Annotated in this window: 17 protein-coding genes and 1 pseudogene; 15 read left to right on the forward strand and 3 right to left on the reverse strand. The window is 64.9% G+C overall.

Translation table 11 applies throughout. The features are described 5' to 3' along the window. The first annotated feature begins 5 nt into the window (after window positions 1–5). Window positions 6–1,052, forward strand: coding sequence for an ABC transporter substrate-binding protein (locus PWP93_RS22120; protein WP_421045949.1), 1,047 nt, complete (start codon window positions 6–8; stop codon window positions 1,050–1,052). An 83-nt stretch (window positions 1,053–1,135) separates the two neighbouring features. On the opposite strand, the gene PWP93_RS22125 is transcribed toward PWP93_RS22120, so the two are convergent. After that, on the reverse strand, window positions 1,136–1,756 hold the full coding sequence (locus PWP93_RS22125; RefSeq protein WP_421045950.1) for an alpha/beta fold hydrolase: 621 nt from the start codon (window positions 1,754–1,756) through the stop codon (window positions 1,136–1,138). A gap of 316 nt (window positions 1,757–2,072) precedes the next feature. Here PWP93_RS22125 and hutC point away from each other — a divergent pair, with 316 nt between their 5' ends. The 6 genes from hutC (at window position 2,073) to hutG (ending at window position 8,984) form a co-directional block, all read left to right on the forward strand. Further along, on the forward strand, window positions 2,073–2,786 hold the full coding sequence (gene hutC / locus PWP93_RS22130) for a histidine utilization repressor (protein WP_421027105.1): 714 nt from the start codon (window positions 2,073–2,075) through the stop codon (window positions 2,784–2,786). A gap of 264 nt (window positions 2,787–3,050) precedes the next feature. Further along, the gene (gene hutU / locus PWP93_RS22135; protein WP_421045951.1) at window positions 3,051–4,739 is read left to right on the forward strand and encodes a urocanate hydratase; all 1,689 of its coding nucleotides are present in this window, start codon (window positions 3,051–3,053) and stop codon (window positions 4,737–4,739) included. Further along, window positions 4,736–5,425: a HutD family protein gene (locus PWP93_RS22140; protein ID WP_421045952.1), complete on the forward strand. Its 690-nt coding sequence runs from the start codon at window positions 4,736–4,738 to the stop codon at window positions 5,423–5,425. Before hutU ends, PWP93_RS22140 begins: the two co-directional genes overlap by 4 nt. A gap of 36 nt (window positions 5,426–5,461) precedes the next feature. Further along, window positions 5,462–6,688: an imidazolonepropionase gene (hutI, locus tag PWP93_RS22145; RefSeq protein ID WP_421045953.1), complete on the forward strand. Its 1,227-nt coding sequence runs from the start codon at window positions 5,462–5,464 to the stop codon at window positions 6,686–6,688. A gap of 35 nt (window positions 6,689–6,723) precedes the next feature. Continuing rightward, on the forward strand, window positions 6,724–8,124 hold the full coding sequence (locus PWP93_RS22150) for a formimidoylglutamate deiminase (protein WP_421045954.1): 1,401 nt from the start codon (window positions 6,724–6,726) through the stop codon (window positions 8,122–8,124). Between the two features lie 50 nt (window positions 8,125–8,174). Further along, the gene (hutG, locus tag PWP93_RS22155; RefSeq protein WP_421045955.1) at window positions 8,175–8,984 is read left to right on the forward strand and encodes an N-formylglutamate deformylase; all 810 of its coding nucleotides are present in this window, start codon (window positions 8,175–8,177) and stop codon (window positions 8,982–8,984) included. A gap of 92 nt (window positions 8,985–9,076) precedes the next feature. Here the strand turns inward: hutG and PWP93_RS22160 are convergent, their stop codons facing one another. Next, a complete protein-coding gene (locus PWP93_RS22160) occupies window positions 9,077–9,949 on the reverse strand; it encodes a LysR family transcriptional regulator (protein ID WP_421045956.1) in 873 nt (290 codons plus the stop codon). A 114-nt stretch (window positions 9,950–10,063) separates the two neighbouring features. On the opposite strand from PWP93_RS22160, the gene PWP93_RS22165 reads away from it, so the two are divergent. From PWP93_RS22165 to PWP93_RS22200, 8 genes and pseudogenes are all read left to right on the forward strand, one after another. Then, on the forward strand, window positions 10,064–11,701 hold the full coding sequence (locus PWP93_RS22165; protein ID WP_421045957.1) for a gamma-glutamyltransferase family protein: 1,638 nt from the start codon (window positions 10,064–10,066) through the stop codon (window positions 11,699–11,701). A gap of 145 nt (window positions 11,702–11,846) precedes the next feature. Then, window positions 11,847–13,163 (forward strand): MFS transporter, encoded by a 1,317-nt coding sequence (locus tag PWP93_RS22170; protein ID WP_421046159.1) that lies wholly within the window; start codon window positions 11,847–11,849, stop codon window positions 13,161–13,163. Between the two features lie 114 nt (window positions 13,164–13,277). Continuing rightward, window positions 13,278–13,523 carry a hypothetical protein gene (locus PWP93_RS22175; RefSeq protein ID WP_421045958.1) on the forward strand — a complete coding sequence of 82 codons (246 nt, stop codon included), beginning with the start codon at window positions 13,278–13,280 and terminating at the stop codon, window positions 13,521–13,523. A 277-nt stretch (window positions 13,524–13,800) separates the two neighbouring features. Next, a pseudogene (locus tag PWP93_RS22180) lies at window positions 13,801–15,149 on the forward strand (TolC family protein). A 10-nt stretch (window positions 15,150–15,159) separates the two neighbouring features. Further along, window positions 15,160–16,626, forward strand: a complete 1,467-nt coding sequence (locus PWP93_RS22185) for an efflux RND transporter periplasmic adaptor subunit (RefSeq protein ID WP_421045959.1) — start codon at window positions 15,160–15,162, stop codon at window positions 16,624–16,626. A 6-nt stretch (window positions 16,627–16,632) separates the two neighbouring features. Next, a complete protein-coding gene (locus PWP93_RS22190) occupies window positions 16,633–19,839 on the forward strand; it encodes an efflux RND transporter permease subunit (protein ID WP_421045960.1) in 3,207 nt (1,068 codons plus the stop codon). A gap of 7 nt (window positions 19,840–19,846) precedes the next feature. Continuing rightward, complete coding sequence (gene irlR / locus PWP93_RS22195) at window positions 19,847–20,530, forward strand: heavy metal response regulator transcription factor IrlR (RefSeq protein ID WP_421045961.1); 684 nt, start codon at window positions 19,847–19,849, stop codon at window positions 20,528–20,530. After that, entirely contained in the window at window positions 20,527–21,921 is a 1,395-nt protein-coding gene (locus tag PWP93_RS22200; protein ID WP_421045962.1) for a heavy metal sensor histidine kinase, read from the forward strand. The genes irlR and PWP93_RS22200 overlap by 4 nt, the downstream gene beginning before the upstream one ends. A 58-nt stretch (window positions 21,922–21,979) precedes the next feature. On the opposite strand, the gene PWP93_RS22205 is transcribed toward PWP93_RS22200, so the two are convergent. Next, window positions 21,980–22,261, reverse strand: a complete 282-nt coding sequence (locus PWP93_RS22205; protein WP_421045963.1) for a DUF4148 domain-containing protein — start codon at window positions 22,259–22,261, stop codon at window positions 21,980–21,982. Window positions 22,262–22,490: the final 229 nt, after the last annotated feature.

The following is a 22,490-nucleotide window of genomic DNA, read 5'->3' on the forward strand; positions in this document are numbered from 1 at the left end:
ACTTGATGAAATTCGCACGCACATTGGCTTCGCTGGCTGCGCTTTGCGCCTTCGGTCTTTCCACCTCTGCCTGGTCGCAGACGAAGACGATTTATATCGGCATGAACGGCGGTCCGATGGAGAAGGCCTACACGAGCCAGGTCCTGCCCGACTTCGAAAAGGCCAATAACGTCAAAGTCGTGGTCGTGCCGGGCACGTCGTCCGACGTGCTGGCCAAGCTCATGGCGAACCGCAACAGCCCGCAGATTCATGTGGCTTTTCTCGACGACGGCGTGATGGCGCGCGCGGTCAGCATGGGCGTGTGCGAGAAGCTCGACGATTCGCCGGTGCTCAAGGAACTGTATCCGTTCGCGCGCATGAAGGGCGACATGGGCGCGGGCGTGCAACTCGGCATGACCGGCATCGGCTACAACACCAAGCTGTTCGCCGAGAAAGGCTGGGCGCCCCCCACTTCATGGCTCGATTTTGAAAATCCCAAGTACAAGGGCAAAGTGGTGTTCCAGTCGGCTTCCAGCAGCACCTTCGGGCTGCACGGCTTTCTGGCCATCAACCGCCTGATGGGCGGCAGCGAGAACAACGTCGAGCCGGGCTTCACGAAGTGGCCGAGCACGGTGGGGCCGAACGTCGTCGAATATATTCCGAACTCCGCCAAGCTCTCGGAGATGATCCAGACGGGCGAGGCCGGTATCTTCCCGCTCACGCCCACTGCCGTCGGCGACCTGAAGGATAAGGGCTTGCCCGTGGCCTATGCGAATCCGAAGGAAGGCGCGGTGCTGCTGCTCGTCGACCTGTGCGTCGTGAAGAACAATTCCGATCCGCAACTCGCGCAAAAACTCGCGCAATTCCTGCTTTCGGCGCCTGCTCAAAGCAAGGCCGCGACTGCCGGCAAGCAGATTCCCACCAATCAGAACGCGACCATGCCGCCGGACATGCAAAAGAGCCTTGGCGACCTCAACCAGCTCGTGAAGAAGGTGACGGTGGTGGACTGGGACGTGATCAACCAGCATCGCGCACAGTGGGATTCGCGCTGGAACCGGCAGATCGAGCAATGAACTGACGCGTGCATGGATGCCGCTCGCCATGCACGCGTCTTGTGACGGCAGCGACGCGTAGCCAGACCGGTCTCGGGCGCTGACTACGCGGCGACGCCCGCTTGCAGGAAATCGTCGACGAGCGGTGCAAGCACGCGCGCATGCTCGCATGCGAGGTCGTGGCCGCCGCCGTTCACCACGTCGAGCTCCGAGTTCGGCAGCAGTTCGAGCAGTTTTTCGCCGACGGCTAGCGGGCTGATGGGATCCGCGTCGCTCCACAGCAGCATGACCGGCTGCTGGACATACGCAAGCTCGCTCGTGAGGTCCTCGCGCAAGGTGAGGAACCAGTCGGGCAAGTGCGGGTTTTGCGCGGCGAATTCCTCGCGCCAGTCGCTCGCGCCGAGCGCCTGGGTGTCCAGGCCGCCCGAGGTGGCGGCAAGCACCAGATGCGTGACGAGCGCCGGCTTGGCCAGCGCGGCACGCAACGCGAGCACGCCGCCCATCGACTGGGCGATCAGCGCGCTAGGCCGGTCGATCTGCTGGACGACCTGGCGCACGAGATCCTCGAAATTCTCGACCTCGGGGTCCGCGGGTGCGCCGCCGAAACCCGGATAAGTGAGGAAGCGACGCTCGGCGGGATGCTCGAGCTGGTCTGCGAGCGGCTGCCAGAACGCGGGATCGCCCGACGCGCCGGGCAGGAACAGAAGTTGAGTGGGAGCGTTCACGTTGGAAGGCCTGTAGCGTGGGTCTCGCGGATTCCGCGCAGTTGCGGTCGCGGGTGCGCCGCCGGGTCGCCGTTGAGGCGTCGCCGCCGGAGTGGGAGCCGCCGATCTTAGCACGGGCCCAGGCTCGCGCCGCCTCGCGCGGGGCGGAACGGGCTAGGCATCGGCGAACGCATGGACCAACACGTGCGGCACGACCGATCGCTGACGGTACAATGTGCCCCGGTCAGGTTGGCTTTGCCCGAGCGCAGCGCTCGTGCGCAGTTGAAAACAAGGCCGAAAGCCGGGCAATGCGCCCGCCCATTTCCAGATGACGATTATGCAAAACAAGCCGGCGCGCGGCACGCCTTTGCCCGCATACGAACAGATCAAGCGCCACGTCCTCGCCCAGATCGAAAGCGGCGCGCTCAAGCCGGGCGACGTCGTGCCCTCCGAAACGGAGATGGTCAAGGAGTTCGGTGTTGCGCGCATGACCGTTTCGCGCGCGCTGCGCGAGCTCATGGCCGAAGGGGTCCTGAACCGCGTGCGCGGTTCGGGCACCTATGTCGCGCCGCGCCAGTACGAATCGACGGTCCTGCAGATCCGCAACATCGCCGATGAAATCGCCGCGCGCGGCCATCGCCACACGGCGCGCGTGCTCGCGCTGGAATCCAGCGAGGACCCGAATGCCATCGCTGCGCTCGAACTCGACGCCGGGCCGGCGTTTCATTCGCGCATCGTACACTACGAAGAGGGTGAGCCGATTCAGTACGAGGATCGCTACGTCAATCCCGAGGTATTTCCCGACTATCTCGCGCAGGATTTCACGCTCGAAACGCCGAACAATTACATGGTGCGCCTCGCGCCCATTCAGCGCGCGGAGTTCCGCATCTACGCGCAAAAGCCGGACGCGCACGTGCGCCAGCATCTCGCCATGGAAATCGGCGAGCCCTGCCTGTTGCTGCTGCGCCGCACGTGGGTCGGCAAGCACGTCGCGACTTCGGTGCGGCTCTGGCACCCGGCTTCGCGCTTCCATCTGGCCGGCACCGTCTGAAATGGCGCGGCTTCGCGCCGCTGCCATCATCTTGTCTAGTCAATAGGCGCCTTCGTCCGGCGTTCCATCCCTTCTATCCCTTGAGTCCCTGCGGGAAAACCCGCCAGGGTAATTCCCTACGCTTGTTTTGTCGAAACGAGTTGTATATACAACTTGGCGGCGGTAGACTGGTGCTCACGTTGCCGTGACGCCGTTTCCGGCCATCGCCCGGTGTGGGCAGAAGGGCCTGGGCCGCGCAAGAACTTCTATCCCGAGACGAATGCCATGAACCATCCGAACTTCACCGATCCCCGCCTCGACCCGAGCCGCACGATCCGCGCACCGCGCGGCAGCGAGAAGGTGTGCAAGACCTGGCTGGCCGAAGCCGCGTACCGCATGATCCAGAATAATCTGGACGCGGAAGTGGCCGAGCACCCGCACGCGCTGGTGGTGTACGGCGGTATTGGCCGCGCCGCGCGCAACTGGGAATGCTATGACCAGATCCTGGCGTCGCTGAAGGACCTGAACGAAGACGAAACGCTGCTGATCCAGTCGGGCAAGCCGGTGGGCGTGTTCCGCACGCATGCCGACGCGCCGCGCGTGCTGCTCGCGAACTCGAACCTCGTGCCGCACTGGGCCACGTGGGAGCACTTCCACGAACTCGACCGCAAGGGCCTCATGATGTACGGCCAGATGACGGCGGGCAGCTGGATCTACATCGGCTCGCAGGGCATCGTGCAGGGCACCTACGAGACGTTCTTCTCGGTGGCGAACCAGCACTTCAAGGGCGACCCGTCGGGCCGCTGGATCCTCACGGGCGGCCTGGGCGGCATGGGCGGCGCGCAGCCGCTGGCCGCGACGATGGCGGGCTTCTCGATGATCGCGGTCGAATGCGACGAGACGCGCATCGACTTCCGCCTGAAGACGCGCTACGTGGACCGCAAGGCCAGGACGCTCGACGAGGCGCTGGCCATCGTCGAGGAAGCGAAGAAGACGGGCAAGCCGGTGTCGGTGGGCCTGCTGGGCAACGCCGCCGACGTGTTCGCCGAGTGCGTGGCGCGCGGCATCACGCCGGACTGCGTGACGGACCAGACGAGCGCGCACGACCCGATCAACGGCTACCTGCCGCAGGGCTGGAGCGTCGAGCGGTGGCGCGAGGCGCAGAAGGTGGCGCCGGAAAGCATCGTAAAGGCGGCCAAGCAGTCGATGGCGCACCAGGTGAAGGCGATGCTGACGCTGCAGGAGCGCGGCGCGGCGACGCTCGATTACGGCAACAACATCCGCCAGATGGCGCTGGAAATGGGCGTGGAGAACGCGTTCGACTTCCCGGGCTTCGTGCCGGCGTACATCCGCCCGCTGTTCTGCGAGGGCAAGGGCCCGTTCCGCTGGGTGGCGCTTTCGGGCGATCCTGAGGACATCTACAAGACGGACGCGAAGGTCAAGGAGCTGATTCCGGACGATCCGCACCTGCACAACTGGCTGGACATGGCGCGCGAGCGCATCGCGTTCCAGGGTCTGCCGGCGCGGATCTGCTGGGTGGGCGTGAAGGACCGCTATCGTCTGGGCCAGGCGTTCAACGAGATGGTGAAGAACGGCGAGCTGAAGGCGCCGATCGTGATTGGCCGCGACCACCTGGACACGGGTTCGGTGGCAAGCCCGAACCGCGAGACGGAATCGATGAAGGACGGCTCGGATGCGGTGAGCGACTGGCCGCTGCTGAACGCGTTGCTGAATACGGCGGGTGGCGCGTCGTGGGTGTCGCTGCACCATGGCGGCGGGGTGGGCATGGGCTTCTCGCAGCACTCGGGCGTGGTGATCGTGGCGGACGGCACGCAGGCGGCGCACGAGCGTCTGGGCCGCGTGCTGCTGAACGATCCGGCGACGGGCGTGATGCGTCACGCGGATGCGGGCTACGAGCTTGCGCAGCAGACGGCGCGCGAAGCCGGGCTCAAGCTGCCGATGCTGGGCCGATGAGCATCGCCCGCGAGGTAGACGAAGCGGGCGCCGCGCGGCTCACGCTGCTGCGCGGGGCGGATCTCGTGGCGTCGCCGTGGAAGAACGGCGGCGGCGTCACGCGCGAGATCGCGCTCGCGCATTTGCCGGGCGCCGTGCCGGGCCAGGCCGCCGATGGGTTCGCATGGCGCGTGAGCGTGGCGGACGTCGGGCAGGCTGGCCCGTTCTCGCGTTTCGACGGCGTGGCGCGCACGCTGGTGCTGCTCGAAGGCGCCGGCATGGTGCTCGACGAGACGGCGGCGGACGGCGGTGCGCTGGTGCGCACGCATACGCTGACGCAGGCGCTCGATGTTGCGCGCTTCGACGGCGAAGCGCCGATCGATGCGCGCCTCGTCGACGGGCCCACGCGCGACTTCAACCTGATGGTGCGCCGCGACGCGGCGCGCGCGCAGTTCGAAGTGTGGCGCGAGAACGTGGCGCGCCGCATCGAGGCCGACACCGTGCTGCTCTATTGCGCACAGGGCGAAGCGAAGGTGCGCGTGAATGGCGGCGAGCCCACGGCGCTCGCGGCCGGCGACACGCTGCGCATCGACACGACGCATTTGGCGCGTGCTGTGCGGATCGAAACGCGAGGCGAGGGCGCACTGCTCGCCATGGCCCTCGACATCGTGAACGCGCAAGCGAATCGAGAACCTTCGAGAACCTGATAGCGACGCGGCGCCTCGCAGCGCCGCGCAATCTCCATGAACCAGACTGTCTGGCATCACCTGAAGCTGTGCCCGCAGGGCGACCCGCGGCACACCATCGAAGACGCGGCCATCGCCGTCGAGAACGGCAAGATCGCGTGGCAGGGCGCGGCGGCGTCGTTGCCGGCGCAGTTCGTGCAGTGGCCGCGCGAAGACCTCAAGGGCGCGTGGGTGACCGCGGGCCTCGTAGACTGCCACACGCACCTCGTGTACGGCGGCCAGCGCGCCGACGAATTCGCGCAGCGCCTCGCGGGCGTGAGCTACGAAGAGATCGCGCGCAATGGCGGCGGCATCGTCTCGACGGTGCGCGCAACGCGCGCCGCAAGCGAAGCGGAGCTCTACGCGCAATCGGCCGCGCGCCTCGAGCCGCTGCTCGCCGAGGGCGTCACTGCCGTCGAGATCAAGTCGGGCTACGGTCTCGAACTCGCCGCTGAGCGCAAGATGCTGCGCGTCGCGCGCCAACTCGACGAGCGCTATCCGGTCACGGTGCGCACGACCTTCCTCGGCGCTCACGCATTGCCGCCCGAATTCGCGGGACGCGCCGACGACTATATCGACGAAGTGTGTAATCGCATGCTGCCCGCGCTGGCCGACGAAGGCCTCGTCGATGCGGTGGACGTTTTCTGCGAACGCATCGGCTTTTCGATCGCGCAGAGCGAGCGCGTGTTCGAAGCCGCCGCGCGCCGCAATCTGCCGGTCAAGATGCACGCGGAGCAATTGTCGAACAGCGGCGGCGCGGCGCTGGCTGCGCGTTACGGCGCCTTGTCGTCGGACCATCTGGAGTTTCTCGACGAAGCCGGCGTGGCGGCGATGAAAGCCGCGGGCAGCGTCGCGGTGCTGCTGCCGGGCGCTTATTACTTCATTCGCGAAACGCAATTGCCGCCGCTCGACTTGCTGCGCCGCTACGAGGTGCCGATTGCGATCTCGACAGACAGCAATCCGGGCACGTCTCCGACCACGTCAATACTGCTCATGATGAATATGGCGACCACGCTGTTCCGCATGACCGTGCCCGAGGTGCTGCAAGGCGTGACGCAACACGCGGCGCGTGCGCTCGGCGACGCCGAGCGGCACGGCACGCTCGCCGAAGGACGCCCGGCGGACTTCGCGGTGTGGGACGTGCAATCGCTCGCGGAACTGGCTTACTGGATCGGCCGGCCGCTTTGCGCACGCGTCGTGCGCGGCGGCAAGACGGTCTTCGAGCGTCGCTCGAAGACGATTTGAACGCATGAATTGAACGCTTGAAGCAGGCATCGACTATGAATTCCAACTCACGCGCGCTGTTCGCGACGCACGCCTGGCTGCCGCAAGGGTGGCGCCGCAACGTGCTGCTCGAATGGGATGCGGCGGGCAACCTCGAACGCGTCCAAGCCGACCTTCCGGCCGCGCCCGCGGGCGTCGCCCAGGCGTCAGGCCCGCTCATGCCAGGCATGCCTAATCTTCATTCGCACGCTTTTCAGCGCGCGATGGCCGGACTCACCGAATACCGCGCGAATCCTACCGACAGCTTCTGGAGCTGGCGCGATCTGATGTATCGCTTCGCTGCGCGCATCACGCCTGACGATCTCGGCGCGATCGCGCGCTGGCTTTACGTGGAAATGCTCAAGGCCGGCTATACGTCGGTCTGCGAATTCCACTACGTGCATCATGCGCACGACGGGCAACGCTATGCCAACCCGGCCGAGCTTGCACAGCGCGTGGTCGATGCCGCGAGCGAGACCGGCGTGGGCATGACCATGCTGCCCGTGCTCTATCAGTACAGCGGTTTCGGCGCGCGTGCGCCGCGCGACGATCAGCGGCGCTTCATCAATACGCCTGAGCAACTGCTCTCGATCATCGAGGCCGTGCGCGGCGAGCGGCCCGAGCATGGCGCATTGCGCTACGGCGTGGCGCCGCATTCGCTGCGCGCGGTCTCGCAGGCGTCGCTGTGCACGCTGCTCGAGGGTCTCGATGCAGCGTTGCCGGGCGCACCCGTGCATATCCATATCGCCGAGCAAACCGCCGAAGTCGACGCTTGCGTCGAGACCGAAGGCGCGCGCCCGGTGCAATGGCTGCTCGATCGCTTCGACGTGAACGCGCGCTGGTGCCTCGTGCATGCCACGCATGTTGACGCTCAGGAGACCAAGGCGCTCGCGAAGAGCGGCGCGGTGGCGGGGCTGTGCCTCACCACGGAGGCGAATCTCGGCGACGGCATTTTCCCTGCGCACGACTATCTCGACGCGCAGGGCGTGTTCGGCGTGGGTTCGGACAGCCATATCGGCGTGGACTGGCGCGCGGAACTGCGCCTGCTCGAATATGGGCAGCGTCTCGTGCGGCGCGAGCGCAACGTGCTGGCCGCGCCGCAGGCGGCGAACGTGGCGGACCGGCTGTTTGCCGCCGCGCTCGCGGGCGGCGCACGCGCGGCAGGCCGCGCAGTGGGCGCGCTCGAAGCGGGCGCGCGCGCCGACTGGATCGTGCTCGATCCGCGGCATCCCGATCTCGCGGAAAAGACGCCGCAGACGTGGCTCTCTTCGGTCGTGTTCTGCGAGCAGGGCGAAACGCCCGTGCTCGACGTCTACACTGCCGGCGAGAAAGTGGTCGAAGGCCGGCGTCATCGCGCAGAAGAGCGCCTTTACGCGGACTATCGCAAGACGCTTGCGCGTTTGCTGGCCGACACATGAACGCAGCAAGCTTGACGATGTGCGCTGTAATCCACTGAACGGACCGACTCATGACAGACCTCTACACACTCGAGCGCGGCGACGCGCCGCTCATCGTTTCGATCCCGCATCTGGGCACGTTCATCCCCGAGTCGCTGCGCGGCCAATATACGGATGTGGCCCTGAGTCTCGCCGATACCGACTGGCATCTCGATCGCCTCTACGCCTTCGCGAAGTCGCTGGGCGCGACGATTCTGGGCGCGCGCGTCTCACGCTATGTGATCGACCTGAACCGTCCGCCCAACGACGAAAGCCTGTATCCGGGGCAGACCACTACGTCGCTGTGCCCGATCGAGACGTTCCGCGGCGAGCCGCTCTACCGTGACGGTTGCGCGCCCGATGCCGCCGAGCGCCAGCGCCGCGTGGCCGCGTACTGGCAGCCGTATCACGATACTTTGCATGCCGAACTGCAGCGTCTGCGCGGCAGGCATGCGAACGTGCTGCTCTGGGAGGCGCACTCGATTGCGAGCGTGTTGCCGCGTCTCTTCGAAAGCAAATTGCCTGACTTCAATATCGGCACGCAGGAAGGCCGCACCGCGCATGCATCGGTGCAGGCGCGCGTCGAACAGGCTGCGGCAGGCAGCGGATACACGTGGGTGGCGAACGGGCGCTTCAAGGGCGGCTATATCACGCGCCATTTCGGCGCGCCGCTCGACGGCGTGCATGCGGTCCAGCTCGAAATGTGCCAGTCCACCTATATGAACGAGCATGCTCCGTTCGACTACGCGCCGGCGCTGGCCGACAAGGTCGAGCCGGCGTTGCGCGAGATGGTGAGTGGCGCGCTCGACGCCGTGAAGGCGCTGAATGCCGCGATCGCCTGAAGACGGAACGTGTACGCAATAAAAACCGGCTCTGGATCATCGATCCAGAGCCGGTTTTTTCCTTTCGGAAACCCGTTCGGAAATCCCAATACTCAGCGCAGCATTTCCGCTAGCGTGTTGAACAGCAGCGTGCGCTTGTTCGACTTACGATGGATCATGCCCACGGTGCGCATGAACGGCGGATTGCAAAGCGGAATCAGCCGCAGGTTGGCATCGTCGTGCCAGTGGCCGTTATGGAGCACAGGCAGCACGCTCACGCCCACATCGTTGCGCACGAGCGAAACGATTGTTTCGATGGAATTGAGTTCGAGATATTCCTGCGGTTTGATGCCGAGCGTGCGCAAGGCTTCGTCGATCACGGCGCCTGTCGGCACGCGGCGGTCGAAGCGCAGGAAGCTGCGTTCGCGCAGGATGCGGCGCGCGGTGCCTCCCGTCTCGCCACCCTCGGTGGCGCGGCTCGTCACCAGCATGAGCGGCTCTTCATAAAGCGGCGTCCATGCGAGCGATTCGTGCAGCGCGCCGTTCGCATTGCCGACCACCACGGCGAGATCGACGTCGCCTTCTTCCACCATGCGCGCAAGCTCCGCGGAGCGCGCCGAGGTGAGCCGCACTTCGAGTTCGGGATGCTCGGTCTTCAGATGCGCGACGGCGAGCGAAAGGGCGCCGATCACCGACACCACGGCGCCGACGATGACCGAGCCGCGAATCGTGTCCTCGGCACGAGCCGGCAACTCGTCGATCAGTTCGAGAATGCGCTCGACTTTCGCGCAGATTTCCCGGCCCTCGCGCGTCAACGCGACCTGGCGCGCGCGGCGATCGAAGATCTGCCGGCCCAGTGCTTCTTCGAGCCCGCGCATCTGCAGGCTCACAGCCGCCTGCGTGAGCGCGGTCCGTTCCGCTGCGAGGGCGAATGAGCCGCTACGGGCCACGGCGTGCAGGGTACGCAGCATGCGCAGGGAAAGCATGGAAGAAAATTTTAAGTATTGAAAACAAAATATTAATATTTTTTTGCTCAGGCCTTCAAGATAATCGACGCATCGGCATTCCAGCTATTTCCAATCTTTCCGATCGATACCGCCATGACACGCTTTGACTGGCAGAACCCCTATCCGACGCCGCGCCTGCCGGTGTTCGCCCGCAACATCGTCTCGACCTCGCATCCGCTTGCCGCGCAGGCGGGCCTGCGCATGCTCTGGAAGCGCGGCAATGCCGTGGATGCCGCGATTGCGGCAGCGGCGGCCATCACCGTGGTCGAGCCGGTGTCGTGCGGCCTGGGCGGCGACGCCTTCGCGCTTGTCTGGGACGGCGCGCAGCTGCACGGGCTGAATGCCTCGGGCACCGCGCCCGCCGCCTGGAACCCCGATTACTTCCGGCGCAAGTACGGCGAGGAAAACGGCCTCGCGATGCAGCCCAAGCGCGGCTGGGACACCGTCACCGTGCCCGGCGTGATTGCCGGCTGGGAAGCGTTGCACGCGAAGTTCGGCTCCCTGCCGTTTGCCGATTTGATGGAGCCCGCGATCGAGATCGCCGAGCGCGGCTACGCGCTTGCCTTGATCGTCGCGCACAAATGGCAGGCGGCCATTCCCGAGTTGCACGACCAGCCCGGTTTTGCCGAGACCTTCATGCCGCGCGGCCGCGCGCCCGAGGTGAGCGAGCGCGTGTGCCTGCCGGGCCACGCGGCCACGCTGAGGCGGCTCGCCGAGCTGGGTCCGCGCGCCTTCTATGAAGGGGAAATCGCCGAGCGCATCGCTGCGTTCGCGCGCGAGGGCGGCGGGGCGCTCACGAGCGACGATTTGCGCAACTATCGCGCCGATTGGGTGAAGCCAATCTCGAAGGAATATCGTGGCTATCGGATGCACGAGATTCCGCCCAACGGTCAGGGCATCGCCGCGCTCATCGCGCTGGGCATTCTCGAGCAGTTCGACGTGGCGTCGTTGCCGCGCGATGGCATCGAATCGCAGCATCTGCAGATCGAGGCCATGAAGCTCGCATTCGCCGATGTCTATCGCTATGTCGCCGATCCGCGCTCAATGGAAGTGACGCCCGAGCAGATGCTCGACGACGCCTATCTCAAGGAGCGCGCGAAACTCATCGACGCCAAGCGCGCGACGCAGTTCGAATTCGGCATGCCGAGGTCGGGCGGCACGATCTATCTGTCCGCGGTCGACGAACGCGGCATGATGGTGAGCTTCATCCAGTCGAACTACATGGGCTTTGGCTCGGGCGTGGTGGTGCCGGGAACGGGCATCGCGCTGCAGAATCGCGGCTGCGGGTTCTCGATGGACCCGGTCTCGCCCAACGTCGTCGAAGGCGGCAAGCGCCCGTTCCACACCATCATTCCCGGGTTCCTCACGCAGCAGGTGGAGGGTCGCGAAGAGGCGGTCATGAGCTTCGGCGTGATGGGCGGCGACATGCAGCCGCAAGGCCATCTGCAGACGGTCGTGCGCATGCTCGACTACGGCCAGCAGCCGCAGGCCGCTTGCGATGCGCCGCGCTGGAAGGTGAATCGCGATTTCTCGGTCGATATCGAATCGACGCTCGACGCGCAGGTTGCCGAAGAGCTTGCGGCGCGCGGTCACGAGATCAAGAGCATCGACGATCCGTATATGGACTTCGGCTCCGGCCAGTTCATCTGGAAGCTCGATCGCAATGATCCCGAGCGCGGCTACGTGGCAGCGAGCGATTCGCGCCGCGACGGGTTGGCCGCGGGGTTCTGATTGCGTGCAGGGCCGGCGATGCGTGCAACGCGGCCGGCCAGCGCTGGAGCGCCGGCGTTTGATTTTTCCAGATCACTTAGTACAACAAGGCAATAGAGCAGGGAGACGAGACATGAAGAGTGGTTCGCAATCCATTGCGGATGTCATGGCGCCTGAAAGCGACAGCGGCCAAAAGACGCCGCTCACACGCGCCATGGTGCGCCGCATCGTGTTTTCTTCGTCCATTGGCAACGCGCTCGAATGGTTCGATTTTCTCGTCTACGGCTATTTCGCGCCGTTGATAGCGAAGCAGTTCTTTCCCGTGCACGACGAATGGCTTTCGACGCTGCTCGCAATCGGCACCTTCGGCATTTCGTTTTTGATGCGTCCGCTCGGCGCCATCGTGCTGGGCATCTATGGCGACCGCAAAGGGCGCAAGGCCGCGTTGACGCTTGCCATTGCGCTCATGATGGCAGGCACGCTCGCGATGGCCGTGATGCCGACGTACGCCACGATCGGCATCGCGGCGCCGTTGCTCGTCCTGCTCGCCCGTCTCGTGCAGGGCTTCGCGGTAGGCGGCGAGTTCGGCAGCGCGACGGCGTTCATGGTCGAGCACAGCAGCACGCGGCGTGGCTATTACGCGAGTTGGCAATTCGCCAGCCAGGGCGCGGCGGCGATTCTCGCGGCCTCGTTCGGCTCGTTGCTGGCGCTCTGGCTGCCGCCCGCGGAGCTGGCCTCGTGGGGCTGGCGCGTGCCGTTTTTCTTCGGGCTCGTGCTGGGTCCCGTGGGTTATTACATTCGTTCGCATCTTGACGAAACGCCCGAGTTTCTCGCGAACCGCGAAGCAATCTCGAGGCAGGACGTCGCGGCTGTGAAGCACGAGCATGTCGGCCGCCGCTGGACTGATTTGCTGCTCGCGGTGGGCATCGTCGCACAGTCGACGGTCGGCGTGTATATCCTCCAGCTTTATATGCCGCTGTACGCGGTGAAGCAGCTTCACATGGCAGCGGCCACCTCGTTCGGCGTGGTCGTGCTCAACGGCGGCCTGCAATTCGCGCTTTCGCCGGTCATGGGCGCATTGTCCGATCGCATCGGACGCCTGCGTATCATGCTCACCACGTCGGTTTTGCTGGCGGCGCTCACTTACCCCATGTTTGCCTGGCTAAAGGCGCACCCCACGCTTGAATGGCTGCTCGTGCTGCAAGGCGCGGCCGGTATTTTCAAGGCTGCCTATTCCGGCCCGATGCCCGCGCTCATGTCGGAGATCTTTCCCGTGCAGATGCGCTCGGCCGGCTTGTCGATTGCCTATAGCCTGGGCGTCACGCTGTTCGGCGGCTTCGCGCCCACCATCGCCGAGGTGTTGATTCATTGGACCGGCAACACGCTCGCGCCTGCCTACTACGTTGCGCTCGCCGCGATCATTTCGGGCATTTCGCTTTCGATCGTGGGCTGGCGCATGCAGCGGCCATCGCGTGCTCGGTGAGCACAACGCACAACTGTCGTATCGCTGAACGGACCACGAGGCAGTGCTATATTCGCGGTCCCCGTCGCAATCCAGCGATGAAAAGCTTACGTTTTGACAGGTAGTGGAGAGTGTATGGCAATTGAATACCGGGGTTTTCAAATCAATATCGATACGAAAGCGGATGCAACGGACACGCAGTGGCTATGCCGCGCGGAAACCAAAGGGACGGAAGCGGAAATGCGCGATGTCGCGTTGCCTTGCATGGAGCTTGCGTTTCCCAAACTCAAGATCGACGTGCTGATGGTGGTCAGCATGGTGGAGCATAAAGCTCGTCAATCCGTCGATGAGTGGCTGGCAGCACAGCCGGTCATGGCGTGAGCGCGATGGCGCCTCGCCTGGAAGACTGAAAGGCAGATATTCGCCGCAGGGGCCCGAGAGGGCCCCTTGTCATTGGTGCCGAAGCTTGTGCCCGTCCGGCCTTTCCATTTGATCAAGCCGGGTTGAACTCATTGCGGGTCCGTTCACCGGAAAATGCTCGCCAGTATCCGGACATTCACATATTCATCAATAAAAATTCGGCATGCTGATTAATTGGCGTGCCGGGCAGAGTGTGCGTCAACCGCTTGAAAGATGACAGAAATATCATTTTCGGATCATGTTTGCATTGCATCCGGACCGTAGCATCGGCGGCAAGTCATTCTTCATGCCATCCGCCCATGCATCCGCGCAACCTCATTGCCGCCGCGCTCATGGCCCTGTGCTATTCCGCGCACAGCCAGCCGCTCGCGGAACCTGTTCCATCCGTCCAGGACGCGCCCTAAGGCGCTTTCACTGGACGACGCGCTCGGCATTGCCGCTGCGAGTAATCCAGTGTTGCGCAGCGCCGTGGCCAGCGCAAACGCGTCCAGCGGAGCGCTAATGCAGGCAGGCGCGCGTCCGAACCCGAATCTCTCGCTGTTGCAGGAAGGTTTTGGCGGCACGGACCGCACCAGCACGGCATTGATCGAGCAGACCTTCGAACTGGGCGGCAAACGCCAGGCGCGGCTCGATGTGGCGTCGTATGGCCGCCAGGCGGCGCTGGCTTCGCTCGACGGGCAGGCAGCGCAGCTTCGCGCAGCGGTGATCACCGCGTTCTACGACATGCTCGCCGCCCAGCGCCAGATGCAGATGGCGCAGGAGTCGGCCGATACCGCGCTGCGCTCGGCGGATATGGCCGACAAGCGCGCCCGCGCCGGCAAGATCTCGCCCGTCGAATCGACCAAGGCGCGCGTGGCCGCCGCCGATGCGCAAATCGCGCTCGCTTCGGCGCGCACGCAGGCGGCACTCGCGATGGAGAAACTCGCGAACGTCACCGGAAGCCCGCAAGTGCGCAACCGCCCGGTGACGGGCGATCTCGATGCGCTGCCCGAAATCGAGCCGTTGTCGGCCTTGCAGTCGAGGCTCGACGAGTCGCCTGCGTCGCGCATCGCGCAGGCCGAAGTGCTGCGCAGCAACGCGCTCGTGAGCGTGCGGAAAGCGCGGCGCATGCCCGACATCACCGTCAGCGCTGGTATGAAGCGGGTCTGGACATCAGGTATTCCGGATAACCAGGCAGTAGTCGGGGTATCCATTCCATTGCCGATCTTCGACACCAACAAGGGTGCGGTTCTCGAAGCGGCCCACAACGCCGAGAAGGCGAGTGCGGACCTCGACAGCGAAAAGGCGCGCCTGCAACTGGAGCTTGCGCAGTCCTGGTCGAGCTATGAGAACGCCGCACAGGAAGCGCGTCGGCTAAAGGATGAGGTCCTCCCCGCAGCGAAGCAGACGCTGGGCGCCATGCTGCGCGGATTCGAATTGGGCAAATTCAGTTTCCTCGACGTGCTCGACGCACAACGCACGCTGTTTCAGGCGCAGTCCCAATACGTAAGGGCGCTGAGCGCCGCCCATCAGGCCCATGCCGAAATCGGCCGACTCGTCGGTACGCCGCTCGTCGCAGGTAGCGACAGCGCGACCCGCTTGAATTGAAGGATCGAACATGCTGCCCAAACAGAAGATTGCCGCTGCGGCGACTGCATTTTTATTTTGCGTCGCTATTGGCGCGTATGCGTTATCGGGGGAACCGGCTGCACAGAAAGGCGCGACCGCTGGCGCGCCCGACGAACCCAGGGCCGATGGCCTCGGCCCTCGCGGCGGCCGGATCGTCGCCGACGGCCCGTTGGGCGCTGAGATCGTGCTTGCAAAAAAGGCGGGAGACGCGCGCCTGATCGTCTATCCGTTCGTGGATGGCAAGCCGGTTCCCGATCGCGCGACGGTCAGCGCCACGATCACGCGCTACGACGGGTCGCGCGAGCTGCTGAAATTCACTGGAAAGGATGGGAAGTTTGGCAGTACGAGAGGAATCGGCACGCCTCATGTGTTCGATGCGGCCATCAACATTCGAGTCGATGGGCGCTCCCGTTCGCTCAACTTTTCGCGTGCGGATGGCGCGGTGGCGCTGAGCCCATCGCAGGTCAAGGCGGCGAATATCGGGCTTGCCACGGTGGGGCCGGCGCAGATTCACAGCAGTTTCCAGTTGCCAGGCGAAATCAAGTTCGACGAGGACCGGACCGCGCATGTCGTTCCGCGTGTCGCGGGCGTGGTCGAGCGCGTGAACGTCTCGATCGGGCAGCGCGTGCAGAAGGGCGAGGTGCTTGCCGTCATCGCGAGCACGGACCTCGCCGACCGGAGAAGCGAGCTGCTGACGGCCGAGCGGCGTCTCGCGGCGGCGCGTACCGCATACGCACGCGAAAAGACGCTTTGGCAGGAAAAAATCTCGGCGGAGCAGGACTATCAACAGGCACAGGTGCAACTGCGCGAGGCCGAAATCGCAACACAGAATGCGCGCCAGAAACTTGCCGCGCTCAATGCCGCTGCGTCCGCGTCCGCGCTGAGCCTCTATGAACTGCGCGCACCGTTCGCCGGAACCATCGTCGAGAAGCATTTGACGGCGGGCGAATCCATTGCGGCGGATGCCAACGTATTCGTGATTTCCGATCTGTCTTCGGTCTGGGCGGAAATGGCCGTGCCGGCGCAGCGCCTTAACGACGTTCGGGTCGGGCGCGAGGCCACGGTGAGTGCATCGGCGTTCGAATCGCGCGCCATCGGTTCGATTGCATACGTGGGCGCGTTGCTCGGCGAGCAGACGCGCACCGCGCCGGCGCGCGTGGTGCTCGCGAATCCCGAGGGCGCGTGGCGGCCCGGCCTGTTCGTGAACGTCTCGGTGGGGGCGGGCGAGCAGGACGTGCCGCTCGCCATTCAGGCCAGCGCGATTCAGGAGATCAGTGGCGCGGCCTCGGTGTTCGTGCAGTCTCCGAAGGGGTTCGTGGCGCAGCCCGTTGAACTCGGGCGGCGCGACGATCAGAACGTGGAAGTGCTGGGCGGACTGAAAAGCGGCCAGCGCTATGCGGCGGTGAACAGCTTCGTGCTCAAGGCGGAGCTGACGAAGGACAGCGTGGAGGAGTGATCGACCATGTTTGAGCGGTTAATTGGCTTTGCCATCGCGCATCGCTGGCTCGTGATGTTGGCCACCGTCGCCGTGGCGGCCCTCGGCATCGCCAGTTACCGGCAGTTGCCGATCGACGCGGTGCCCGACATCACCAACGTGCAGGTGCAGATCAACACCTCCGCGCCCGGCTACTCCCCGCTGGAAGCCGAGCAGCGCATTACCTGGCCGATCGAGACCGCCATGGCGGGCCTGCCGAATCTGCAGGAGACGCGTTCGATTTCGCGCTATGGCCTCTCTCAGGTGACGGTGATCTTCAACGACGGCACGGACATCTACTTCGCGCGCCAACTCGTCAACGAGCGCATTCAGGAGGCGAAGGACAAGCTCCCGCCGGGCGCGACGCCGTCCATGGGCCCCACGTCGACGGGCCTCGGCGAGATTTTCCTCTGGACCGTGGAGGCCTCGGAAAGCGCGAGGAAGGCGGATGGCAAGCCCTATACCCCGGCGGATCTGCGCGAACTGCAAGACTGGGTCGTGAAGCCGCAACTGCGCAACGTGCCCGGCGTCACCGATGTCAACTCGATCGGCGGATACGGGAAGGAGTACCGCGTCGCGCCGAATCCCACGAGGATGATGTCGTACGGACTCACGCTCGCGGACATCGTGCGTGCGCTCGAGCGCAACAACGAAAACGTCGGGGCAGGCTACATCGAGCGCGAGGGCGAGCAATACCTCGTGCGCGTGCCGGGGCAGGCGCGCGGGCTGGACGATATCGCCAATATCGTCCTGACCAACGCGGGCGGCGTGCCGGTGCGCATGGAGGACGTCGGGCAAGTGGGCATCGGCCGCGAGTTGCGCTCGGGCGCGGCAACCGAAAACGGCAAGGAAGTCGTGCTCGGAACCGTATTCATGCTGATGGGCGAAAACAGCCGCAGCGTGGCAAAGGCAGTGTCCCTGAAAATGGACGAGGTCAACCGCTCGCTGCCGCCGGGCGTGAAGGCCGTGCCCGTTTACGACCGCACCGTGCTGGTCGAAAAGGCCGTGCAGACGGTCAAGAAGAACCTGCTCGAAGGCGCAGTGCTCGTGATCGCCGTGCTGTTCATCTTTCTCGGCAACATTCGGGCCGCACTCATTACGGCGCTTGTCATTCCGCTTTCGATGCTGATGACGTTCACCGGCATGGTCAACGCCAAAGTCAGCGCGAACCTGATGAGCCTGGGTGCGCTCGATTTCGGCATCATCGTCGATGGCGCGGTGGTCATTGTCGAGAACTGCATACGGCGGCTCGCGCACGCACAAGCTCGCGCAGGCAGGCCGCTCACGCGCGACGAGCGCTTCGCCGAGGTGATGGAGGCTTCGCGTGAGGCGCGCCGGGCCCTGATATTCGGACAACTGATCATCATGGTGGTCTATCTGCCGATCTTCGCCTTGAGCGGCGTGGAAGGCAAGATGTTCCATCCGATGGCGATTACCGTGGTGATGGCGTTGGCCGCCGCGATGGTGCTCACCGTGACTTTCATCCCGGCGGCAGTGGCGCTGTTCATCGGCTCGCGGGTGGAGGAAAAGGAAAATCGCGTGATGGGCTGGGCCCGCCGCGCCTACGAGCCGGTGCTGGACCGCTTCATGGAGCGCCCGAAGCGCGTGCTGGTTGCGGCGGTGGCCATCGTCGGCGTTACCTTGCTGCTGGCCACGCGCCTTGGCAGCGAGTTCATTCCGAGCCTGAACGAAGGCGATCTCGCCATTTCCGCGCAGCGCATTCCGGGCACGAGCCTCACGCAGTCCGTGGAGATGGAGAAGGCGATCGAGAAGGCGCTCAAGGAGAAGCTCCCCGAGATCGAGCGCGTGTTCGCGCGCACGGGCACGGCGGAAATCGCCGCGGATCCGATGCCGCCCAACGCATCGGACGGATACATCATGCTCAAGCCGCGGGACCAGTGGCCCAACCCGCGCAAATCGCGCGAGGATCTGATGAAGAAAATCGAGGCCGTGCTGGCCGAGTTTCCCGGCAACGTCTACGAGTTCTCGCAACCGATCCAGTTGCGCTTTAACGAGCTGATTTCGGGCGTGCGCAGCGACGTCGCCGTCAAGGTGTTCGGCGACGACATGAACGTGCTCAACACGACAGCCAGCGAGATTGCCGCGGCGCTGCAGAAGGTGGCGGGCGCCACCGAGGTCAAGGTCGAGCAGACCACCGGCCTGCCGGTGCTCACGATCGAACTGGATCGCGACAAGCTTGCGCGCTACGGCGTGAGCGTCGCAGACGTGCAGGACACGGTGGCGGCTGCCGTGGGCGGCCAGAAGGCGGGCACGCTGTTTCAGGGCGACCGGCGCTTCGATATCGTGGTGCGTTTGCCGGAGGAGTTGCGCTCCGATGTGCAGGCCATCAAGCGCCTGCCCATCGCGCTGCCGGTTAGCGGGGCAAACGCCGCAACGACGGCCTCCACTACCGAACTCGCGCCCTACGTGCCGCTCGCCGAACTCGCGACGGTGAAGATCGGCCCGGGCCCGAATCAGATCAGCCGCGACAGCGGCAAGCGCCGCGTGGTGGTGACGGCCAATGTGCGCGAGCGCGACGTGGGCTCGTTCGTGGCGGATGCGCAGGCGCAGATTCGCCAGGACGTCCAGGTGCCGGCCGGTTATTGGATCTCATGGGGCGGACAATTCGAGCAATTGCAAAGCGCGAGCGAGCGCCTGAAAATCGTCGTGCCGGGTGCGCTGCTGATGGTTTTCGTCCTGCTCTTCATCATGTTCAATAACGCCAAGGATGGCCTGCTCGTGTTCACGGGCATTCCGTTCGCGCTCAGCGGCGGCGTGGTGTCGCTGTGGCTGCGCGGGATTCCGCTCTCCATCACCGCGGCGGTCGGTTTCATCGCGCTTTCCGGAGTGGCGGTGTTGAACGGTCTCGTGATGATTTCCTTCATACGGAAATTGCGCGAAGATGGAGCCGATTTGCCGAATGCCGTGCGCGATGGCGCACTCACGCGGCTGCGTCCGGTGTTGATGACGGCGCTGGTCGCTTCGCTCGGCTTCCTCCCCATGGCGTTCGCCACCGGCACCGGCGCGGAAGTGCAGCGGCCGCTCGCCACGGTCGTGATCGGCGGCATTCTCTCTTCCACGGCGCTCACGCTGCTGGTGCTGCCCGTGCTGTACCGGGTCGCGCATGCGGGCTCGTTGCGCGGGCTGGCGCTCGAATCCCTCAAAATGGGAAGCTTCAGGTTAAAACGCAGGTAAAACGCACATGCGCATATTGATCGTCGAAGACGAACCGAAGACAGGAAAATACCTGCAAAAAGGCCTCTCCGAAGCGGGCTACGTGGTCGACTGGGTGGAGGACGGCGTGAGCGGCCTGCACCAGGCGAGCACGGAGGACTACGACCTGATCGTGCTCGACGTGATGCTGCCCGGGCGCGACGGCTGGAGCGTGATCGAAGCGCTGCGCCGGGAACGCTCCACGCCGGTGCTGTTTCTCACGGCGCGCGACGACGTGGGCGACCGCGTCAAGGGGCTGGAACTCGGCGCCGACGACTATATGGCCAAGCCTTTCGACTTCGTCGAATTGCTGGCGCGGGTCCGCTCGATTTTGCGGCGCGGGCAGCCGCGGGAGGCCACGACCCTGAGCGTGGCCGATCTCCATCTGGATCTCACGCGGCGCAAGGCTACGCGGCAGGGCAAGACCATTCTGCTGACGTCGAAGGAGTTCTCGCTGCTGTGGCTGTTGATGCGCCGGGCCGGCGAGATCCTGCCGCGCGCGACTATCGCCTCGCAGGTCTGGGACATGAATTTCAGCAGCGATACCAACGTGGTGGACGCCGCCATCCGGCGGCTCAGGGTGAAGATCGACGACCCCTACGAGACCCGGCTCATCCACACGGTCAGGGGCATGGGCTATGTTCTCGAAGAGCGGGACGCCGTCGATTCATGATCAAGCACTTGCTGCCCACGACGTTGCGGGCCCGCCTCACTGTACTGATCGTCATCTCGACTTCAGCCATTCTCGCGCTCAGCGGATTCGCGCTCTATCAGGCGCTCAAGACGCGCATCGACAATACCGCGACGCAGGAGCTCGTGACCACCATGATCGCGCTGGAGGATCATCTCGCACGTGTTCAGGATACCGATGAAATCGTGCGGCAACCGGAAATCTGGATCGATCAGCTCCACGGCCATCAACGGCTCGATCTCGGCCTGTTCGACGAAGCGGGCAAGCGGATCCTCGAAACCCAGGACTTCGCGGCTTACGCGCCCGCTATGGCGGGGCCGCTGCCGGACCGGATGATCATGCAGGCGGACACGGATTCGAAGCGCCGCTACGTTGCTTCGCGCGTGACGCTGCGGGGCCCTGGCCATGAAACGGTGCGCGTCGTGATCCAACTGGACGAATCGGGCGACTACGCGCTGCTGCGCGGATACGCCTGGACGATCGTCGCAATCGAGGTGCTCGGGGTGCTGCTCGCGGCGGCGCTCGCGTACGGCATCGCGATGCTCGGTTTGAGCCCGCTGCGGCAACTCGTGAAGCGCGCGGAGGAGATGTCCACGGCGCGCCTCGCGCAGCCCATGCCGGAGCTCGACACCGCCGGCGAATTGCGCGAACTGGGGCGTGCGTTCAATGGGATGCTGGCGCGGCTGAACGAATCGTTTGTCCGGTTGAGCCAGTTTTCGTCGAATCTCGCGCACGACATGCGCACGCCCTTGACGAACCTCGTGGCGGGCGCTCAGGTGGCGCTCGCGCAGCCGAGAACGGCCGGGGAGTACCGCAGCATCGTTGAATCGAGCATCGACGAATATCAGCGGCTCTCGCGCATGATCGAAGACATGCTGTTTCTCGCGCGCTCCGAGAGTGCGCGGCATCCCCCGGGATTGCGCGAGCTCGACGCCGTGCAGGAAGCGCAGCGGGTGGCGGGCTATTACGAGCCCATGGCCGAGGACGCTTCAGTCGAACTGGTCGTGCGCGGCGAGGGCCAGGTGCAAGCCGATCTCATGCTCTACCAGCGAGCGCTGAGCAATCTGGTTTCCAATGCGCTCGCGCACGCGCCAACAGGATCGACGATCGTTATAGAGTGCGAAGCATCGGGATCAGGAACGACAGTGAGGGTATCGGATAAGGGCGCGGGCATCGACGCCGGGCATCGGGAGAAGATCTTCGAGCGCTTCTACCGTGTGGATCCGTCGCGGAACAACTCCGCATCGGGAACGGGGTTGGGGCTCGCCATCGTCAAGTCCATCATGGAGAGCCACGGCGGGACTTGCGGCGTCGAAAGCCAGCCGCATGTCCGCACGACATTCTGGCTGCACTTTCCGGCGCGCGAGGTCTAGCGCCGGCCGCGCGGTGTGAAGGCGCGGCCGCCGATTGGGCTCGAACTACACGCGAGCGTTAGCGCGACGTCATTTGATCGTGCTGGTCGACGGCGGCAGAAGGCTCGCCGCGATGCGTGCCGGCCTCGTGACGCACCTTGTTTTGGGCGATTTGCTGCGCGTTCGGCGGGTACGTCGTCGGGCTCGATTGCGTGAGGCCGTCGTGACGGGCCTGAATCAATTCCTGCTGGGCATCGGCGCGCGTTTTACCCTGTGTCTGCGACTGCGCTTGCGCCGCTACCGAAGTGGTGCCGAGTGCGACGGCAAGGGCGACGATGGCAACCGGGAACTTCGCGTTCATGCTGAATCTCCTTCTCTTTGGACTTCCGCAACCGGGAAGCCGGGTTGGACTGGCTCGCTTCCTCGCTGGAAGCTGTGTTCAATATGACGGTTGGGCGGTGCGCTAACGTGATCGCAAGATGACGTTTTCGTAGGAAAAGGACGCGGTGGGCACGCTCCGGTTGCCCGCTATCGCGGGCGGGACAGAACCGGCCGGACATGGGCCAGGTGGGGGCTGGGCGCAACACGCC

This window comes from Paraburkholderia sp. A1RI-2L, from assembly GCF_048957375.1.
In the GTDB taxonomy this organism is placed as follows: Bacteria; Pseudomonadota; Gammaproteobacteria; order Burkholderiales; family Burkholderiaceae; genus Paraburkholderia.

Excerpts from the sequence above, each read along its gene's own strand:
- PWP93_RS22170 (WP_421046159.1), top strand. The coding sequence starts at position 11,847 with ATGGCGCCTGAAAGCGACAGCGGCCAAAAGACGCCGCTCACACGCGCC.
- PWP93_RS22200 (WP_421045962.1), top strand. The coding sequence starts at position 20,527 with ATGATCAAGCACTTGCTGCCCACGACGTTGCGGGCCCGCCTCACTGTA.
- PWP93_RS22160 (WP_421045956.1), bottom strand. The coding sequence starts at position 9,949 with ATGCTTTCCCTGCGCATGCTGCGTACCCTGCACGCCGTGGCCCGTAGC.
- hutG (WP_421045955.1), top strand. The coding sequence starts at position 8,175 with ATGACAGACCTCTACACACTCGAGCGCGGCGACGCGCCGCTCATCGTT.
- PWP93_RS22165 (WP_421045957.1), top strand. The coding sequence starts at position 10,064 with ATGACACGCTTTGACTGGCAGAACCCCTATCCGACGCCGCGCCTGCCG.
- PWP93_RS22175 (WP_421045958.1), top strand. The coding sequence starts at position 13,278 with ATGGCAATTGAATACCGGGGTTTTCAAATCAATATCGATACGAAAGCG.
- hutC (WP_421027105.1), top strand. The coding sequence starts at position 2,073 with ATGCAAAACAAGCCGGCGCGCGGCACGCCTTTGCCCGCATACGAACAG.
- hutI (WP_421045953.1), top strand. The coding sequence starts at position 5,462 with ATGAACCAGACTGTCTGGCATCACCTGAAGCTGTGCCCGCAGGGCGAC.
- irlR (WP_421045961.1), top strand. The coding sequence starts at position 19,847 with ATGCGCATATTGATCGTCGAAGACGAACCGAAGACAGGAAAATACCTG.
- PWP93_RS22120 (WP_421045949.1), top strand. The coding sequence starts at position 6 with ATGAAATTCGCACGCACATTGGCTTCGCTGGCTGCGCTTTGCGCCTTC.
- hutU (WP_421045951.1), top strand. The coding sequence starts at position 3,051 with ATGAACCATCCGAACTTCACCGATCCCCGCCTCGACCCGAGCCGCACG.
- PWP93_RS22205 (WP_421045963.1), bottom strand. The coding sequence starts at position 22,261 with ATGAACGCGAAGTTCCCGGTTGCCATCGTCGCCCTTGCCGTCGCACTC.
- PWP93_RS22190 (WP_421045960.1), top strand. The coding sequence starts at position 16,633 with ATGTTTGAGCGGTTAATTGGCTTTGCCATCGCGCATCGCTGGCTCGTG.
- PWP93_RS22140 (WP_421045952.1), top strand. The coding sequence starts at position 4,736 with ATGAGCATCGCCCGCGAGGTAGACGAAGCGGGCGCCGCGCGGCTCACG.
- PWP93_RS22150 (WP_421045954.1), top strand. The coding sequence starts at position 6,724 with ATGAATTCCAACTCACGCGCGCTGTTCGCGACGCACGCCTGGCTGCCG.
- PWP93_RS22185 (WP_421045959.1), top strand. The coding sequence starts at position 15,160 with ATGCTGCCCAAACAGAAGATTGCCGCTGCGGCGACTGCATTTTTATTT.